Below are 17,802 nucleotides of genomic sequence, written 5' to 3' on the forward strand. Positions count from 1 at the left end.
AAACTGGCGGGGTGAAACACGCTGCGCCGGTGATCGGCCTGGCCGCGCATCTCAGCCGCGGGGTACAACGTATCGCCACCGACGCCGCGATCGGCCGTCTCCGGTCACTTCCCCGATCCGTGTCCGAACTCGACCCACCGGCGATGTCGCGGATGCTCGGCCGTCGCGTGACCGCGGTGTCGGTGCTCAGCGGCGACGCCGGCACGTCGACACGCGCCCGACTCGCCCTCACCGGCGACAACGTCCCGCCGACCGTGTTCGTCAAGCTGGCCGCCCAGACCGTCGCCACCCGCCTGATGGGCGAGATGGGTCGGTTGGGCGCGACCGAAACCCGCTTCTACAGCGAACTCTCGCCGCGGCTGACCGGCGTGCCGGACCACTACGGCTCGGCGTTCGACTCGGTGACGGGCCGCTATGTCCTTGTTCTGGAGGATCTGCCCGCCGACGAATGCGAGTTTCCCGACACGCTGCATCCGATCAGCGCGGACCGCGCCGCGAAGATCGTCGAGCTTCTGGCCAAGCTGCATGCGACGTTTTGGGGCCGCGTGCCCGGCTGGCTCTACACCGCGTCCGGCGATACCGCGTCGCTGCTCACCGGTCCCCTGCTCAAGACGTCGGCGCGCCGTATCGCCGAGCGCACCGACATCGCGGTCGACGCCGGACGCTTCGTCGACGAGAACTACCGCGCCGTGGCCCGGCTCATCGACGAGCCGCCGCACACGGTGATGCACGGCGACGCCCACCCAGGCAACGTCTACTTCCGCAGCGGCGAGGCCGGGTTGTTGGACTGGCAGGCCGTCCGGCGCGGGCATCCCAACCGGGAACTGGCGTACACCCTGGTCACCAGCATGACGCCGGCCGATCGCCAGCAGCACCAGGGCGAGCTGCTCGACGTCTACCGCCGCGCGTTGGCCGCGTACGGCGGGCCGGAACTGGACCGCGGCGAGCTCTGGGACCGATATCGGCAAGGCGCCCTCTACGCCTACGTCGCTGCGCTGATCACCGCCGGAATGGGCGGTATGCAGGACGAGGGCATCGCGCTCGAGGGCCTGCGCCGGGCGGTCGCGGCGCTACAAGATCTCGACACTGTCGCCGTACTCCAGAAGTCCTTGTAAGGAACGATCTACGCTTGCCCCGTGAACGAACCGCTGCGCGACGCACTCGCACCCGAGGACACCTCGACGCGGCACCGGATCCTCGTCGCGACCTCTGAGGTGCTGGCCCGCAGCGGCCAGACCAAGCTCAGCCTGTCGGAGGTCGCGCTCCAGGCCGGCGTGTCCCGGCCGACGCTGTACCGCTGGTTCGCCTCCAAGGGCGAACTGCTCGATGCGTTCGGCGCTTACGAGCGGGACCTGTTCGACAACGGCATCAGCAAGGCGACGGCCGGTCTGCGCGGCACCGAGAAGCTCGACGCGGCGTTGCGGTTCATCGTCGACTATCAGCACTCGTACTCCGGGGTGCGGCTGGTCGACATCGAACCCGAGGTCGTCATTCCGCAGCTGACGAAGATCATCCCGGTGATGCGGGCGCGCCTGCAGAAGCTGCTGAGCGGCCCGAACGCAGCGGTCAAGGCGGCCACCGCAATTCGGGTCGCCATCTCGCACTACATCGTCCGCAGCGACGACGACGACCAGTTCCTGGCGCAGTTGCGCCACGCCACGGGCGTCAAACCGCAGGGCTAGTCGCTTCGGCAACGCCGAAGGGGTGACACTTGTGCAAAAATTTGTAAAGCTGTGCGCATGACTCAGGTTGAGACCGATACCGGCGTGCTGGCCGGCGACGAACGGATGTTGATCGACGGCGAGCTGCAAACCACGGCCAGCGGCGCGACGTTCGACGTGATCCACCCGGCCAGTGAGGAGGTCGCCGGCCGGGCCACCGACGGGACGGTCGAGGACATGGCGCGCGCCGTCGGCGCGGCGCGCAGGGCCTTCGACGAGACCGACTGGTCCCGCGATCTCGAGTTTCGCTACCACTGCCTGACCCAGCTGCACGAGGCGTTCGAACGCAACAAGGAGCGGTTGCGCCGGGTCCTGATCACCGAGGTCGGCTGTCCGGTGTCGGTGAGCGGCAGCCAGATCGAGAGCCCGATCGACGAGGTCAAGCACTGGGCGGAGCACGGCAAGAACTTCGAGTACTTGGTCGACAACGGCGTGCACGAGACCCCGCTCGGCCCGGCCAGGCGCAAGATCCACTACGAGCCCGTCGGCGTGGTCGGCGCCATCACCCCGTGGAACGTGCCGTTCTACCTCAACGTCGCCGAGACCGTGCCCGCGCTGATGGCAGGCAACACCGTCGTCCTCAAACCCGCGCAGCTGACACCCTGGTCGGGCAGCGAGTACGGCCGCATCGTGGCCGAGGAGACCGACATCCCGGCCGGGGTGTTCAACGTGGTGGTGTCCAACGCCAACGAAGTGGGCGCGGCACTGTCCGCCGATCCGCGGGTCGACATGATCACATTCACCGGGTCGACGGCCACGGGTCGAGCGATCCTGGCCGCGGGTGCGCCGACTGTGAAGAAGACGCTGCTGGAACTCGGCGGGAAGTCGGCCCACATCGTGTTGGACGATGCCGATTTCAACTCTGCGCTGTCGATGGCCGCGATGATGGCGTGCGTGATGAGCGGCCAGTCCTGCATCCTGCCGAGCCGGATCCTGCTGCCGCGCAGCCGTTATGAAGAGGGCCTCGAGATCCTCAAGACGATGATGGAGGGCTTCCCGGTCGGCGACCCGTGGACGCCGGGCAACATGCAGGGACCGCAGATCAGCGAGACCCAGCGTCAGAAGGTGCTCGGCCTGATCAAGAGCGGCATCGACTCGGGGGCACGTCTGGTCACCGGCGGCGGCATTCCGGAGAACCTGCCGAAGGGCTACTACACGCAGCCGACGCTGCTCGCCGACGTGGACCCGAATTCACAAGTGGCGCAGGAGGAGATCTTCGGGCCGGTGCTGACGGTCACGCCGTACGACACCGACGACGAGGCGATCGCGATCGCCAACAACACGATCTACGGTCTCTCCGGTGAGGTCAGCAGCGGTGACGTCGAGCGCGCGTTCGCGGTGGCCTGCCGGATGCGCACCGGCAACGTGACGATCAACGGCAAGAGCCACTTCGGCATCAACAGCCCGTTCGGCGGCACCAAGCAGAGCGGGCTGGGCTACCGCAACGGCGAAGAAGGCTACAAGGAGTACCTCGAGGCCAAGACGATCGGCATGCCCGAATAATGGATGACGGGCGGGTCCGCGACGAACTCGAGATCGCCGCGCTGCTGCACCGCTACGCCCGCGCCGTCGACACCAAGGACTGGGAGCTGTACCGCTCGGTCTTCACCGACGACGCGCACATCGACTACTCGTCGGCGGGCGCCGTCGTCGGCAGCCGTGACGAGGTCGTCGACTGGTTCGCCGCGAATTTCGGTGTGATTCCGTGGAGCATGCACCACATCACGAATATCGAGGCCGACGTCACCGGTGACACCGCCCGGGTGCGGGCGATGTTCTACAACCCGATGCAGCTGCCGGGCATGGCCGAGCCGAGCTTCTGCGGCGGCTATTACCACCACGAACTCGTGCGCACTAACGACGGGTGGCGCAGCCGCCGCCTGGTCGAGGAGAACGTCTGGTTCACCAACAAGCCGGGCGGTTAGGCACGTAGCGGGTGCCGGATCAGCCCTGCGCGACGATGCTCGAGATGATCAGCTGCAGGTAGGGACGGTAGAGATCCACCTCGTCGAGATGGCTTCCGAGCGTGACGCCGTCGTTGACCGCCAAAATCAACTGCGCCAACCCATCGGCCGGGATCGTAAGGGTGGCGCCCAACCTCGCGACGTTCTTGCTGATGAATTCGGCGAGGGATCTGACGGTTTCGCGCCGTTGCGCATCGAGCCGTTCGCGCGCCTTCGGATTGCGCAACAGATACAGCGTGAGTTCGTAGTTCAGCGCGGCGCGGTTCGGGTCGCTGCCCACTTCACGCCACCGCTCGGCAAGCTCGTCGACGCTCAGTTCGTCGATTCGCGCAAAGGATTCGATGATGTCGTTGAAGCTGTCGAGGAACCGCTGCCGCTGCCGGTCCACCACGGCGAGAAATAATTCTTCCTTGGCGCCGAAGTGCGAATAGATCGCACCGCGCGTGTAACCGGCGACGTCGGCGATGTCCTCCAACGCGGCGCCGGTCAGACCCTTGCGCGCGAACACCTCTTCAGCCGCGTCCAGTAGCAGGTTACGAGTGTGCTCCAGCCGCCGCTCTCTGGTCCACCGTTCCGGCATTCGCCGATCTTCCCACAGCGTTCGGCCCCTGTGTGGGGTCACGGCGCCAATGCCTCTGTACGATGGGCAAAGTCGCTTGAAGTCAACGTGTTTGACCGAGTGCTCAGCCAGAATGTCTCGAGTTTCGCATCATTCGGCTGAAGACCTGCGGCGAGCAGCGCGTGGGCCTTGAACGCGCGTGCCGCGACGCTGACGCGGTGGCGCACGCAACCGGGCAGGCCGCCCACGGTGTCGCACCGGGACACACCGTACACGGACGGCGCATCCACGCCGTTGAGTGACGAATCGGCCGCTTCACGCACGCAGACACCCAGGATCGCCAGGCACTGAGCGTATTCGGGAGCCGGGACCCACGCAGTCACCGTCCAGCCGGCCATCGCTCGATCACAGAGCCATCCGCCCGCGACGCTGATCAACTCCGCGACGGTCACCGCAGTGACATCCACTTGGCTCCCCATTCCCGGTTCCTTCCCCCGATGGGCATCGATAGCGCCGCGACGCGGCCGCGCTGTGACCCAGACCACTTATATACGCACTTGTATATCTTATTCGCAAATGTATATGGTGACAGCCGTCACAGCACGGTCCGCGGCCGGGGTTCGCGGCCGGTGCGAGATCGGGAACCAGGAGGTTGGCAATGACGCACATAGCTCGTCCCGGGGACTGGCTCCGCCCCGACTCAGGAAAAGGCCTCGGCCTGGCAGACATCACCTCGGGGACGTTCAACATGAGCATCCCGACGGACCGGTACACCTCCCGCGAGTACGCAGCCCTGGAGCGTGAGCGCATCTGGTCGCGGGTGTGGCAGGTCGCCGGGCGGGTCGACGACATCCCCAAAGTCGGTGACTGGAAGCGCTATCAGATCCTCGACCAGTCCTACGTGATCGTTCGCGGCAAGGACGACAGGCTGCGCGCCTTCGTCAACGCATGCCGACACCGCGGAAACATGCTGTGCACGACCAACACCGGCAACGCCAAGCGCGGCTTTCTGTGTCAGTACCACCTATGGTCATACGACCTGGAGGGCAGACTGCGAGGTGTCCTTCGGGAGAACCTTTCCGGCCAGATCGACAAGAGCGAGAACTCGCTGCTGGAGGTCTCGGTCGACACCTTCGGCGGATTCATCTTCCTCAACCCAGACCCCGATGCCCGCCCCCTGCGGGAGTACCTGGGCGACGACGTGGTCGATCTGCTCGAGCCCTACCACCTCGACCAGATGACCACCGTGATGGACGTGCGCGAGGCACTGGACTGCAACTGGAAAGTGGTGATGGACGCCTTCGAAGAGGGCTACCACATCAACGGCATCCACCCGCAGTTGCTGGCCGTCCTCAACATCGATCCGGCCACTACCCGCTACCAATTCTTCGAGAATCACTGCGTGTCCGTGGCGCCGTTCGAGGTGCAGGGGGCGGGTGCGCAGAAACAGGTCGACGGCATCATGGCGCTGCCCGAGACGTTCCCCGGCACGGCGGCGGTGATCCCCCGCTTCCAAGAGCTCGTCGCGCCGTACCAGGGCGCGGACGGTGAGGTGGAGTTCCCCGACGGCGTCACCGCCCGGGGCCTGCTGCAACAGGCCACCCGCGACACGCTCACGGGCATGGGGCTCGACGTCAGCGGACTCACCGACGACCAGATGAGCGACAACCAGGGCTGGGTGCTGTTCCCGAACTTCTTCATGACGGTGCGGGCCGGGGAATGTCACGTCATCACGGCGGCGCCGCACCCCGACGGCGACCCGAATCGCTGCATCTGGCACGTCAGCAGCTACATGTTCCTGCCCCCAGAGCACCGAGATGCGTTCCGCGCCGAGCTCATCGAGGTCGACGAACCCGGTAGCTACAAGTATTTCGAAGCGCTGCACCAGGACTATGTCCAAATGCCCCGTCAGCAGAAGGGGTTGCGCAACGAGCGGCTCGATCACATGTCGCTGGTGAAGGAGGAGGTCGTCGTCGGCCACTTCCACTCAGTGATCGATCGCTACATGGCGACCGCTGACGCCTGAATCTGGCCACGAAGACCGAAAGGACACAATGATTCTCGAGGAGCGCATCGCGCACCACATCCGCATGGCCGAAGCGTATCGCGACGCCTACCTGCACCAGGGGGTGCAGGATGGCGAGGCCTTCGCTGAGGCATGGAAGTTCGCGGCCGACGGTGTCTACGTGTCGCCGTACTTCACCGGTGACGAGGTGTTCAAGCTCAGCGAGTTCCCCTCCGACACCGCTCACGCGTCCACGTTGGAGGCCAGGGTCTACTCGCTGAGTTTCCCGGACTGGAAGCCGGTCTCGTTCGACTACTGGCCGTCTGTGTTCGGCCTCGTGATGAAGACGCGGTGGCAGGGTCACACCGCAGACGGCGTCGAGATGGGCTTCTACTCCTACAGTTTCCTGGAGACCAACGACGACTGTGAGATCACTCGGTGGGAAACCCACGTCAACGACGAGTACAACGCCTTCCTCGACGTCGCGGTCGGTGTCCACGGCCCGTTCCGCGGGACCGGTGAATACCTCGGGGCCCTGGAACGCCGGCTGGCGAAATCTGAAGTGACAGCATGACGACCCTGGATGAGTTGCTCGCGACGGCGAAGGGTCGGTCGCGGGCGGTGCTGGAGTACAGCCGAACGACCAAGCGCCTCGTCGATGCCGCCAAGGACCCCGAGTTCACCTCAACGGGCTGGGCGCCGCTGGCGGAGTTTGTGGACGTAGACAACATCGTCCGGGTGGGGCCGTTCAAGGAAGTGATGGACTGGCCCGCATACGTGGAGTTCTTGACCAATTGGGCGAAGTCTTCGGAGTGGGACTGCGCGTTTCAGCGCCTGACCGAGACGCCGGATGTGGTGTTCCTGGAACTCGAAGAACGCAGCCGGATCGGCGATTTCAGCAGCGTGGTCAACAGCGTGTCGGTATACGAGTTCAACGCCGACAACAAGATTCGACGTATCGCCGTGTATCTGCAGATGGAGTTGCCCAACGCCGGCTCGGTCCCGAGTTTCGACAGCGTAGAGGACAGCGATGCCGTTTGAGGACAGCACCGCCATCGTGACGGGCGGCGCCGCCGGGCTGGGGCTTGCCATCACCGAGGCACTCACGGCCCGGGGAAGTAAGGTCGCGATCTTCGACATCGCCGCAGGACGCATCGGAACTGCGGTCGAACGACTGCGCGGAGAAGGCGCGAAAGTCGCCGGGTACGAAGTGGACATATCCAGCCGCAACGCGGTCGAAGCCGCGGTCGCACAGGTCCGAGCGGATCTGGGGTCGGTGCTGATCCTGATCAACAATGCGGGTATCGAACAGTTCGGCACGTTCGCCGACATCACCGACGAACAGTGGGACCGGGTGATGGCGGTCAACCTGCGCGGCCCGTTCATCTGCACCCAGGTGGTCCTTCCCGACATGCTCCAAGCGCGGTGGGGCCGCATCGTCAACATCTCGTCATCGAGCGCCCAGGGCGGACAATCACGCATGGCCGCGTACGTCAGTTCCAAGGCCGGCCTCATCGGGCTGACGAAAAGCCTGGCCTTGGAGCTCGGGCCAATGGGTATCACTGTCAACGCGATTCCCCCTGGCATGGTGGTCACCCCGATGCTCGAGAAGGCGATAGCCGAAGGACGTTTCACCGCGCCGCTGGATCATTTCGCGAAGATCACGCCAGTGCGGCGGGCGGGTCGCCCCGAGGACATCGCCAACGCCACCGTCTTCTTGTGCCAGGACGAATCCGACTACATCACCGGCCAGGTCATCCCCGTCAACGGAGGCCGCCGCACATGACCCCCACTCACCATTCCCGTCCGCTCCTTCGTGCGCTGAGCGCCGACGAATGGGGCGACGACGAATACACCGCCTTCGGCGCCCTCCTGGGGCTGCCGGGCGACAAGGTCCCCCGAGCCGGCTCCGGTCACCCCGCCGACCCCCTCCATTTCGAGATCATCGGCCTACTCGCTCGTCACCCGACGATGGCACGCCGCTTTCTCGCCTTCAACGGCTGGCTTCTGCAGCGTGGTGAATTACCCTTGCGTCTGCGGGAATTGGCGATCCTGCGGGTCGCGCAGACGCGCCGGTCCGCGTTCTTCTGGGCCGAGCACACGAAGGTCGCCACCGACGGTGGCATGCCTTCAGAAGATATCGACCGTCTCGCCCCAGCTAACGACGCGTTCACCGGCGTCGACCGATTGGTGCTCGACGCCACCGACGAACTGCTGGCCGACGGTCGCGCCGACGCCTCGACCTGGTTACGCCTCACCGACGAGTTGGGCACCCACCAGGCGATGGAACTCGTATTCGTCGTCGGCACCTATGCGATGTTGGCGATGGCGTTCCAGACGTGGGGATTGCTGCCACCGTCCGGCAGCCCGCAGCTGCCCGACGACTGACTCAGGCCTGGGCGGCCAATTGTCCGCAGGCGGCGGCGATTTCGCGACCCCGCGTATCGCGCACCGTGCACGATACACCGCGCTCGCGCACGCGCCGGACGAACTCGCGCTCCACGGGCTTGGGGCTGGCGTCCCATTCGCTGCCGGGTGTCGGGTTCAGCGGGATGAGGTTGACGTGCGCCAACGGGCCCAGCACGCCGCGCAGCTTCTTCCCCAAAAGGTCTGCGCGCCAAGGCTGGTCGTTGACGTCGCGGATCAACGCATATTCGATCGACACCCGCCGACCGGTCACGTCGGCGTAGTACCGCGCCGCGTCCAGCACTTCGGACACCTTCCACCGGTTGTTGACCGGGACCAGCGTGTCTCGCAGTTCGTCGTCGGGGGTGTGCAGTGACAGTGCCAGCGTGACGCCGAGCCGTTCGTCGGCGAGCTTGCGAATCGCCGGGGCGAGCCCGACGGTCGACACCGTGACCGAGCGGGCGGAGATGCCGAAGCCGTTCGGGGCGGGCGCGGTGATCCTTCGCACCGCGGCGAGCACCCGGTTGTAGTTGGCCAGCGGCTCCCCCATGCCCATGAACACGATGTTGGACAGCCTGCCGCCGCGCGCCGCGGGCGCGATGCCGTCACCGTCGCGGTCACGCAGTTCGACCGCCGCGACGCGCACCTGCTCGAGGATCTCGGCCGTCGAGAGGTTGCGCTTGAGTCCGCCCTGGCCCGTCGCGCAGAACGGGCACGCCATTCCGCACCCGGCCTGCGACGAGATGCAGACGGTGTTGCGTTGTGGGTAGCGCATCAGCACCGACTCGAAGGTCGTGCCGTCGACCGCTCGCCACAGCATCTTGCGCGTCTCACCCGCGTCGGTCTCGATCTCGCGCACCGCGTCGAGCAGCGTCGGGAACAGCGCGTCGGCGACCTGATCGCGCAGGCCTGCGGGCAGGTCGGTCATCCGGCGGGGGTCGGCGATCAACCGCCCGTAGTACTGATTGGCCAGCTGTTTGGCGCGAAAAGCCGGCAACCCGAGCTCGGCCACCGCCGCGGCCCGACCGTCCTCATCGAGGTCGGCGAAATGCCGCGGCGGCATGGCGCGGCGCGGCGCTTCGAAGACGAGCGGCAGAGAAGTGGACATGTGAGCACCAGTATCCCACTTCGGTCGACCCAGAAATTAATTCGCCAATCCAGGCGTTGGTCGCCACCATGGGACCCGTGCCCCGCTCCACCATGCCGCTGCGTGCCGCGGCGCCGCTGACGTTCTTCTATGCGTTGGGCTATCCCGTTGGTGCGCTTGCTGTCTCGGTGATGTCTCCGATGGCGGTGCTGGTGTTCAGGTTCGGTCTGGCCGCCGCCATTCTGTCGGGATGGGCAGCGGCCGCCCGCGTGACATGGCCCACAGGACGCGCGCTGGTGCATGTGCTCATCAGTGGGTTGCTCGCTCAGGGTGTGCTGTTCTCGTGCCTGTACCTGGCACTGCTGCACGGCGCACCCGCGGTATTGGGTGCCGTGATCATCTCCATGAATCCGGTGGTCACCGCGGTGTTGGCGGCGATGTTCCTCGGCGAGGGCATGACGCTGGCGCGGGTGGGCGCATTGGCGCTGGGTGTCGCGGCGGTGCTGGCGGCCTGCGCGGGACGGTTGATCGCGGTCGGCGGTGTCGACATGGCGGTGCTGTTGATCCTCGTGTCCCTGTTCGCCGTGGCCGCGGGCGGCGTCTACCAGCAGAAGTTCTGCTCGGGGGTCGATTACCGGGCGACGGCGGCGCTGCAGAACGCCGCGTGCGTGCTGCCCGTCGTCGTGTTGGCCGCCGTCACCCCGTGGTCGGTGACCGATCCGTGGAAAGCCGCGGCGACGGTCGCGGCGGTGGTACTGCTGAACGCCGTGCTGTCGATGACGCTGTACGTGCGCGGAATCAACGAATACGGCGCCGCGACCGTCGCGATGTTGTTCACGGTCATACCCGCGGTCGCCGGGCTGTTGTCGTGGCTGATGCTCGGTCAGCGGCCCGACGTCGGCGTCGCGGTCGGCCTGACGGTCGGCGCCGCGGCCTGCTGGCTCAACGCCACCGATGCGCGGCGCCGCCGTCAGCGGTCGGTCGCCGCGCCGACGGTCAGCGTTCGGCGCAGCGACCCCGCCACGTCGACTCCCGCCGGCTGAACCTCAGATGAGGGCGTGCCGGTGCTCCTCCTGTGGTTCACCGGCGACCGTGGCGAACGCGTCGAACGCCGTGGCCAATGCATCGCGTTGAGTCGGCGACATCTCCCGCAGGATCCGGCGGATCGCGATGCGGCGGTGATGAACGACCCGATCGATCAGCGCCTGCCCGTCCGGGGTGAGCGTCAACGCGATGTTGCGCCGGTCGGCGGGGTCGTCCCGACGGTCGACCATGCCGATCTTGAGCAGCCGATCGCAGATCCGGCTGGCGTTTGACGCGCTCACCTGCAGGCCCGCCGCCACCGCCGCGAGGTTGACGGCGCCCCGGGTCGCGATCATCATCATCACCCGCAGTTGAGGCACGGTCACCAGATCGTCAACAGTCGAGATCGACGCTGCCGTGATGCCGACGAGAGCCCGTGACGCCCTCATCACCGACTCCACCTGCTCGTTCGTCACACCAGTGCCGCGACCGGCCATCTCGCCTCATTCCATGTTCGAGGGAATATTTATCGAACCGCAATCATTCATGGTTTGCAAATACTGCACATCGGCAAGTCTTGGTTTCATGCAGGCATTGACGGTACGGCCCGGCAAGGCGGACACGCTCGCCGTAGACGACGTCGACGAACCCAGCCCCGGCCCGGACGAACTACTGGTAGACGGTCTGGCCATCGGTGTGTGCGGAACCGACAAAGAGATCGCGGGCGGACAGTACGGCTGGGCACCGCCCGGCCGGGACACGTTGGTGATCGGACATGAGTCCCTGGGCCGGGTGGCGAAGGCGCCGCCCGGCACGTCGTTCTCCCCCGGCGACCTGGTGGTCGGCGTGGTGCGCAGGCCCGACCCAGTGCCGTGCCGGGCCTGCGCCCACGGCGAGTTCGACATGTGCCGCAACGGCCGCTACACCGAACGCGGGATCAAGGAAATGGACGGTTACGGCAGCCAAAGATGGTGCGTGAAAGCCGATTACGCGATGCGCATCAACGATGACCTGCGCGAGGTCGGGATGCTCATGGAGCCCACCACGGTGGTGGCCAAGGCGTGGGAGCAGGTTCGGCGGGTGGGTCAGCGGGCCTACTTCGAACCCGAACGGGCGCTGATCACCGGCGCGGGCCCGATCGGGCTACTGGCGGCCCTGCTGTCCGTGCAGTCCGGACTCGACACCCACATCCTCGACCGCGTCACCGACGGACCCAAACCCGGGATCGCGGCGGCGCTCGGCGCGACCTACCACCACGACGACATCGACGACGTCGCATCCCGGCTGCAGCCGGACGTCGTGATCGAGGCGACCGGCGCCGGACCAGTCGTCTTCGGAGCCATCGCAAACACCTCGGCGTATGGCGTCGTCTGCCTGACGGGAGTTTCCCCTGCCGGGCGACGCCTCAAAGTCGACGCGGGCGCCATCAACCGCGAGCTGGTGCTGGAGAACGACGCGGTCGTCGGATCGGTGAACGCCAACCTGCGGCACTACCGGCAGGCCGCCGAGGCATTGGCCAAGGCCGACAAGGACTGGCTGGCGAGCCTGGTCACCCGGCGGGTGCCGCTACACCGCGCCGCCGACGCCTTCACCGCCCAACCCGACGACGTGAAGGTGGTCATCACCCTCGACGACGCGAGCTGACATGGCCGAAATCGAGGACTACGCGCTGATCGGGGATCTGCAGACCGCAGCCCTCGTGGATCGCAGCGGAGCCATCGACTGGTTGTGCCTCCCGCACTTCGACTCACCGGCCTGCTTCGCGGCACTGCTCGGCGGGGCCGAGGCAGGCACCTGGCTGATGGCGCCGGCGGACAGCGGGCCTGCCACGCGACGGTGCTACCGCGACGACGCGGTGATCCTCGAAACAGAGTGGGACACCGCGGATGGAAGCGTTCGGCTGATCGATTTCATGCCACCGCGCGGCGTAGCCGCCGACGTGGTACGCATCGTCGAGGGCGTGCGCGGCACCGTTCCGATGGCGATGACTCTGCGCCTGCGCTTCGACTACGGCCACGTGGTGCCCTGGGTACGACGCCGCGACGGCGGCTTGTCGGCGATTGCGGGGCCGGATGCGGTGTGGCTGCGCACACCTGTTCCCACGCACGGGCAGGAGCTGACGACGGTCGCGGAGTTCACCGTCACCGAGGGGCAGCGCATACCGTTTGTGCTCACACACCAGCTCTCCCATCTGCCGGCACCGCAACCGGTCGACGCCGAGCAGGCGCTGGCGGAGACCGAACGCTGGTGGAGCGCGTGGATGGCGCAATGCAGCTACACCGGATCGTGGCAACCGGAGGTGCGCCGGGCGTTGATGTTGCTCAAGGCCCTGACTTTCGCCCCCACCGGCGGCATCCTCGCCGCGGCCACCACGTCATTGCCCGAGCAACTCGGTGGACCGCGCAATTGGGATTACCGCTACTGCTGGCTGCGCGACGCCACCTTCACCCTGCAGGCGCTGCTCGGCACGGGTTTCGTCGACGAGGCGCGCGCGTGGCGCGAATGGCTGGTGCGCGCGGTGGCCGGCGACCCCGCAGACCTGCAGATCATGTACGGCGCCGACGGACGGCGCCGCCTACCCGAGTTCGAGCTCCCCTGGCTGACCGGTTACGAGAACTCGAGCCCGGTGCGGGTGGGCAACGCCGCCGCGGCCCAGCTTCAACTCGACGTGTGGGGCGAGGTGTTAGACGGGTTGCACCTGGCCAGGGACAGCGGGCTGCCGACCGACGACACCGCCTGGGACGTCCAGCGTGCACTTCTGGATTTTCTCGAAGGCAATTGGCAGCGGAGTGACTACAGCCTCTGGGAGATTCGCGGGCCTGCACGCCATTTCGTGCATTCGAAGGTGATGGCGTGGGCCGGGGTCGATCGTGCGGTACGGACCGTGGAGAACCATCAACTGGACGGCCCGCTGTCGCGGTGGCGAGCCCTGCGCGACGAGATCCACGCCGACGTCTGCGAACACGGATACAACACGCAGCGCGGTTGCTTCACTCAGTCCTACGGCTCCGACCACCTCGACGCGGCGCTGTTGCTGCTCCCGCGTGTCGGCTTCCTGCCCTACGACGACCCGCGCATCGTTGGCACCATCGAAGCGGTGCAGAAGGAACTCTGCTGTGACGGGCTGCTTTTGCGATACCTTCCCGAACGAAGCGACGACGGCCTCCCGGGCGGTGAAGGCGCCTTCCTGGCGTGCAGCTTCTGGCTCGTCGACGCGCTGTGCGGCATCGGCCGCCCCGACGAAGCCACCGCGCTCTTCGAGCGACTGCTGGAACTCCGCAACGACGTCGGGCTGCTCAGCGAGGAGTACGACCCGAAAGGCGGTCGCCAGCTGGGCAACACACCACAGGCCTTCAGCCTGGTCGGATTGATCAACAGCGCCCGACAACTCAGCGGATACCACACCATGACGTCCGCGCACGACCGGCGACAGCATCCCCACGCAACGGCACGACAGTAAGGAGACGATGATGCCCCCACCCCACGCACCTCCACACCGCAACTGCCGACGATGACCACTCCGCGGACGCAGTTGGTCGAGGTCAGCCTGAACCGGTCGCGGTATCGCAGCGGCCGATGGTTGCTCGTCGCCGAGGGGGTGACGTGCGCCGCCCTCGGAAGCGCCGCCGCCATAGGACACCTCGCCCGCGAATCTCGTTCGGGGACCGGGATATCCGTGTTTGGCGTGCACATCTCCCCCGTCGAGAGCCTCGTCTTGGCGGTGTTCGGCGTGCTGGCCGTGGTCGCGGCGTTTCGACGCGGCACGGCGGTGGCCCTGAGCGCGATCGGTGTCGTCGGTGGCATGACGATGGTGATCGTCACCTCCGTGGCGGCCGCACACCACGCCGACGGACCGATGGGCTTCGAGTTCGGCGACATCCTGCTCTCCGGCCTGCTCGGCGCCTACAACCTCGCAGTACTGATGTGGCTGTGTTCGGACGCCGTGGAGGGGAAGGTGTGGCGATACCGACGCCGACCCGTGACGACCGCGTCGAGGGGCCGGCGACGGAGACTCAATTGATTCCCAGGAAGCAATAGTTGCTGCACAGCAACTAAAAGCGTAGGACGGAGATAACGCCCCGTCCACGGATCCAACCGAGAAGGAGCAGCCATGCCCGATCAAACCGTTGCCGACTACCTGCTCGAACGGTTACGCGCCTGGGGTGTGCGCCACGTGTTCGCATATCCGGGTGACGGCATCAACGCGACCCTTGCCGCCTGGGCCCGCGCCGGCGACGAACCCCAGTTCGTGCAGTCCCGCCACGAGGAGATGAGCGCGTTCGAAGCAGTCGGCTACGCCAAGTTCGGTGGTGCGAAGTTCGGCGTCTGCATGGCGACTTCCGGTCCCGGGGCGGTCCATCTGCTCAACGGCCTCTACGACGCCAAGCTCGATCACGTGCCGGTCGTGGCCATCGTCGGGCAGACCAACCGCAGCGCGATGGGCGGGTCTTACCAACAGGAGATCGACCTGCTGAGCCTCTACAAGGACGTCGCCTCTGACTACGTGCAGATGGTGACCGTACCCGAGCAGCTTCCCAACGTCGTGGACCGCGCGATCCGCACCGCGGTGGCGAGGCGCTGCCCCACGGCCCTGATCATCCCGGCCGATGTGCAGGAACTTCCCTACAGCCCACCGCAACACGCCTTCAAGATGGTGCCGTCGAGTTTGGGTATCGACTGGCCGGCGATCACCCCTGACGACGCAGCGATCCTGCGGGCCGCCGAGATCCTCAATGCCGGAACGAAGGTCGCGATGCTCGTCGGCAACGGCGCCCGCGGAGCGGAGGCCGAACTGACCGAGACCGCTGAGCTGCTCGGCGCCGGAGCTGCCAAGGCCCTGCTGGGCAAGGACGTGCTACCCGACGAACTGCCGTGGGTGACCGGAGCGATCGGCCTGCTGGGTACTCGGCCCAGCTACGAGTTGATGCGCGATTGCGACACGCTGCTCACCATCGGATCGAGCTTCCCCTACACCCAATTCCTTCCCGACTTCGGGCAGACCCGCAGCGTGCAGATCGACATCGATCCGACGATGATCGGTATGCGCTATCCCTACGATGTGAACCTGGTGGCCGACGCGAAATCCGCTCTGCGGAGCCTCATTCCGCATCTACAACACAAATCCGACAGGTCGTGGCGGTCCACGATCGAATCGAATGTCAGCCGCTGGTGGGAGACCATGGCCAAGGAGGCGGCCGTCAAAACCGACGGCGTGAACCCGCTGCGCCTGTTCTCCGAACTCTCCGCGCAGCTCCCCGGCAACGCGATCGTCACCGCCGATTCCGGCTCGGCCGCCAACTGGTATGCGCGGCAGCTGCGCTTCGGGCCTGGCGTGCGCGGTTCGTTGTCCGGAACGCTGGCGACCATGGGACCGGGTGTTCCTTACGCCATCGGCGCCAAGTTCGCCCACCCCGACCGACCCGTCATCGCCCTCGTCGGCGACGGTGCCATGCAAATGAACGGGCTGGCAGAGCTCATCACAATCAAGCACTACCACCAGCAGTGGACGGACCGCCGCCTGATCGTGGCGGTACTGCACAACAACGACCTCAACCAGGTGACTTGGGAGATGCGTGCGATGAACGGCTCGCCGAAATTCGCGGCATCACAGACGCTTCCGGATGTCGACTACGCCGCCTTCGCCGCCAGCCTCGGTCTCGAGGCTCACACCGTGCGAGACCCCGAAGGGCTCGCCGACGCCTGGCGCTCGGCGCTTTCGGCCGACCGGCCGACGGTGCTCGACGTGCACACCGACCCCGATATGCCGCCCATCCCGCCGCACGCCACGTTCGAACAAGCCAAGGCCACCGCCACAGCGGTGCTCAAGGGAGACGAGGACAGTCGCGGCTTCATCAAGCAGGGCCTCAAGACCAAGGTGCAAGAGTTCATGCCGCACGCACGCTCATGATCACCGACGACGCCGTTCGCACCGTAACTCCCACTGCGACCGTCGATGCACTGCGCGTTGCGGCTTACCGCATCCCCACCGAGACGCCGGAGGCCGACGGGACCCTGGCCTGGGATCACACCACACTGATCGTGGTCACCGCCGATTGCGGAGGCATCACCGGTACAGGCTGGACGTACGGACATCCGGCCTGCACCGACGTCATCACCCGCAGCCTGGCCAGTCATGTGCTGGGACGGGATGCGCTCGACGTCGCGGCCGCGTTCGACGCCATGGCCAGAGCTGTGCGCAATATCGGGCGCAGCGGCATTGCTGGACAGGCGCTTTCCGCGGTCGATGTGGCGCTGTGGGACCTCAAGGCCCGGGTTCTGGGCATCCCGCTGCACCGACTCCTCGGCGCCGTTCGCGACAGCGTTCCCGTCTACGGGAGTGGCGGGTTCACCACGTACGGACCCCACCGGATGCGGGACCAACTCCTCGGCTGGGTGCGCGACGACGGCGTCACCCGCGTAAAGATCAAGATCGGACAGTCGTGGGGCACCCGCACGAGGCGCGACGTGTCGCGGATGCGCCAGGCCCGGGCCGCGATCGGCGACGAAATCGCACTGATGGTCGACGCCAACGGCGGCTACACCGCCAAACAGGCCGTGCGATTGATGTCCGAGGTCGCCGACCTCGCGATCACCTGGCTGGAAGAGCCGGTCTCATCCGATGACGTTTCAGGGTTGCGTGCCGTGCGCGATTCGGTCGACGCCGATGTCACCGCGGGCGAATACGGCCATCGGCTGGTCGATTTCGTGCCGTTGTGTTCCGCGGTCGACTGCCTGCAGATCGACGCGTCGCGCTGCGGAGGGGTCACCGAATGGCAGCGGGTGGCCGCACTCGCCGCCGCACACCACCTCGAAGTGTCGGCGCACTGCGCGCCGTGGCTGCACGCCTCCGTCGGCGCGGCAACACCCAATCTGCGCCACCTCGAGTGGTTTCACGACCACGCCCGCATCGAGACCCGCTACTTCGACGGCGCCACTTCGCCGATCGACGGGGCGATCCGCCCCGACCCGTCCAGCCCGGGACACGGCCTGACCGTACGCAGTACGGACCTCGAGCCCTACCGCGTCAGCTGAAAGCG

19 protein-coding genes are annotated in these 17,802 nt (G+C 66.5%); 15 read left to right on the forward strand and 4 right to left on the reverse strand.

Annotated elements, in window-relative coordinates; all coding sequences use genetic code 11:
• The first annotated feature begins 11 nt into the window (after positions 1–11).
• The 4 genes from A5650_RS04795 to A5650_RS04810 are packed head-to-tail and all read left to right on the forward strand — an operon-like array spanning position 12 to position 3,646.
• Complete coding sequence (locus tag A5650_RS04795; RefSeq protein WP_067286825.1) at positions 12–1,115, forward strand: phosphotransferase; 1,104 nt, start codon at positions 12–14, stop codon at positions 1,113–1,115.
• Positions 1,116–1,136: 21 nt separating this feature from the next.
• The gene (locus A5650_RS04800; protein WP_067286827.1) at positions 1,137–1,682 is read left to right on the forward strand and encodes a TetR/AcrR family transcriptional regulator; all 546 of its coding nucleotides are present in this window, start codon (positions 1,137–1,139) and stop codon (positions 1,680–1,682) included.
• Between the two features lie 57 nt (positions 1,683–1,739).
• Complete coding sequence (locus A5650_RS04805; RefSeq protein ID WP_067286829.1) at positions 1,740–3,224, forward strand: aldehyde dehydrogenase family protein; 1,485 nt, start codon at positions 1,740–1,742, stop codon at positions 3,222–3,224.
• The gene (locus A5650_RS04810; protein WP_067286831.1) at positions 3,224–3,646 is read left to right on the forward strand and encodes a nuclear transport factor 2 family protein; all 423 of its coding nucleotides are present in this window, start codon (positions 3,224–3,226) and stop codon (positions 3,644–3,646) included. Before A5650_RS04805 ends, A5650_RS04810 begins: the two co-directional genes overlap by 1 nt.
• A gap of 19 nt (positions 3,647–3,665) precedes the next feature.
• Here A5650_RS04810 and A5650_RS04815 read toward each other — a convergent pair whose 3' ends face one another.
• Together A5650_RS04815 and A5650_RS04820 are read right to left on the reverse strand one after the other, a co-directional pair.
• Positions 3,666–4,265 carry a TetR/AcrR family transcriptional regulator gene (locus A5650_RS04815; protein ID WP_067286834.1) on the reverse strand — a complete coding sequence of 200 codons (600 nt, stop codon included), beginning with the start codon at positions 4,263–4,265 and terminating at the stop codon, positions 3,666–3,668.
• A 38-nt stretch (positions 4,266–4,303) separates the two neighbouring features.
• A complete protein-coding gene (locus A5650_RS04820; protein ID WP_156744010.1) occupies positions 4,304–4,711 on the reverse strand; it encodes a hypothetical protein in 408 nt (135 codons plus the stop codon).
• A 191-nt stretch (positions 4,712–4,902) separates the two neighbouring features.
• On the opposite strand from A5650_RS04820, the gene A5650_RS04825 reads away from it, so the two are divergent.
• Genes A5650_RS04825 through A5650_RS04845 form a run of 5 tightly spaced genes read left to right on the forward strand, consistent with a single transcriptional unit; the run spans position 4,903 to position 8,637 of the window.
• Positions 4,903–6,270 carry an aromatic ring-hydroxylating oxygenase subunit alpha gene (locus A5650_RS04825; RefSeq protein ID WP_067286839.1) on the forward strand — a complete coding sequence of 456 codons (1,368 nt, stop codon included), beginning with the start codon at positions 4,903–4,905 and terminating at the stop codon, positions 6,268–6,270.
• Between the two features lie 28 nt (positions 6,271–6,298).
• Positions 6,299–6,823 carry a hypothetical protein gene (locus A5650_RS04830; protein ID WP_067286843.1) on the forward strand — a complete coding sequence of 175 codons (525 nt, stop codon included), beginning with the start codon at positions 6,299–6,301 and terminating at the stop codon, positions 6,821–6,823.
• Positions 6,820–7,290, forward strand: coding sequence for a hypothetical protein (locus A5650_RS04835; RefSeq protein WP_067286845.1), 471 nt, complete (start codon positions 6,820–6,822; stop codon positions 7,288–7,290). The genes A5650_RS04830 and A5650_RS04835 overlap by 4 nt, the downstream gene beginning before the upstream one ends.
• Positions 7,280–8,035 carry an SDR family NAD(P)-dependent oxidoreductase gene (locus A5650_RS04840; protein WP_067286847.1) on the forward strand — a complete coding sequence of 252 codons (756 nt, stop codon included), beginning with the start codon at positions 7,280–7,282 and terminating at the stop codon, positions 8,033–8,035. The genes A5650_RS04835 and A5650_RS04840 overlap by 11 nt, the downstream gene beginning before the upstream one ends.
• The gene (locus A5650_RS04845) at positions 8,032–8,637 is read left to right on the forward strand and encodes a carboxymuconolactone decarboxylase family protein (protein ID WP_067286850.1); all 606 of its coding nucleotides are present in this window, start codon (positions 8,032–8,034) and stop codon (positions 8,635–8,637) included. The genes A5650_RS04840 and A5650_RS04845 overlap by 4 nt, the downstream gene beginning before the upstream one ends.
• Before the next feature lies 1 nt (position 8,638).
• Here the strand turns inward: A5650_RS04845 and rlmN are convergent, their stop codons facing one another.
• Positions 8,639–9,763, reverse strand: a complete 1,125-nt coding sequence (gene rlmN / locus A5650_RS04850) for a dual-specificity RNA methyltransferase RlmN (protein ID WP_067286852.1) — start codon at positions 9,761–9,763, stop codon at positions 8,639–8,641.
• 68 nt (positions 9,764–9,831) lie between these two features.
• Between rlmN and A5650_RS04855 the strand changes: the two genes are divergently transcribed.
• Complete coding sequence (locus A5650_RS04855; protein WP_502687047.1) at positions 9,832–10,785, forward strand: DMT family transporter; 954 nt, start codon at positions 9,832–9,834, stop codon at positions 10,783–10,785.
• Between the two features lie 3 nt (positions 10,786–10,788).
• Here A5650_RS04855 and A5650_RS04860 read toward each other — a convergent pair whose 3' ends face one another.
• Entirely contained in the window at positions 10,789–11,262 is a 474-nt protein-coding gene (locus A5650_RS04860) for a MarR family winged helix-turn-helix transcriptional regulator (protein WP_064402668.1), read from the reverse strand.
• Between the two features lie 88 nt (positions 11,263–11,350).
• Here A5650_RS04860 and A5650_RS04865 point away from each other — a divergent pair, with 88 nt between their 5' ends.
• The 5 genes from A5650_RS04865 to A5650_RS04885 all read left to right on the forward strand — a co-directional run bounded on the left by A5650_RS04865 (position 11,351) and on the right by A5650_RS04885 (position 17,797).
• Positions 11,351–12,409, forward strand: coding sequence for a glucose 1-dehydrogenase (locus A5650_RS04865; protein WP_067286855.1), 1,059 nt, complete (start codon positions 11,351–11,353; stop codon positions 12,407–12,409).
• A gap of 1 nt (position 12,410) precedes the next feature.
• A complete protein-coding gene (locus A5650_RS04870) occupies positions 12,411–14,225 on the forward strand; it encodes a glycoside hydrolase family 15 protein (RefSeq protein WP_067286859.1) in 1,815 nt (604 codons plus the stop codon).
• Between the two features lie 51 nt (positions 14,226–14,276).
• Complete coding sequence (locus A5650_RS04875) at positions 14,277–14,786, forward strand: hypothetical protein (protein WP_067286862.1); 510 nt, start codon at positions 14,277–14,279, stop codon at positions 14,784–14,786.
• A gap of 90 nt (positions 14,787–14,876) precedes the next feature.
• Positions 14,877–16,673 (forward strand): thiamine pyrophosphate-requiring protein, encoded by a 1,797-nt coding sequence (locus tag A5650_RS04880; RefSeq protein ID WP_067286866.1) that lies wholly within the window; start codon positions 14,877–14,879, stop codon positions 16,671–16,673.
• Positions 16,670–17,797, forward strand: a complete 1,128-nt coding sequence (locus A5650_RS04885; RefSeq protein ID WP_067286870.1) for an enolase C-terminal domain-like protein — start codon at positions 16,670–16,672, stop codon at positions 17,795–17,797. Before A5650_RS04880 ends, A5650_RS04885 begins: the two co-directional genes overlap by 4 nt.
• The last annotated feature ends 5 nt before the right edge of the window (positions 17,798–17,802 follow it).

Source organism: Mycobacterium sp. 1164985.4 (assembly GCF_001668575.1).
Classification (GTDB): domain Bacteria; phylum Actinomycetota; class Actinomycetes; order Mycobacteriales; family Mycobacteriaceae; genus Mycobacterium.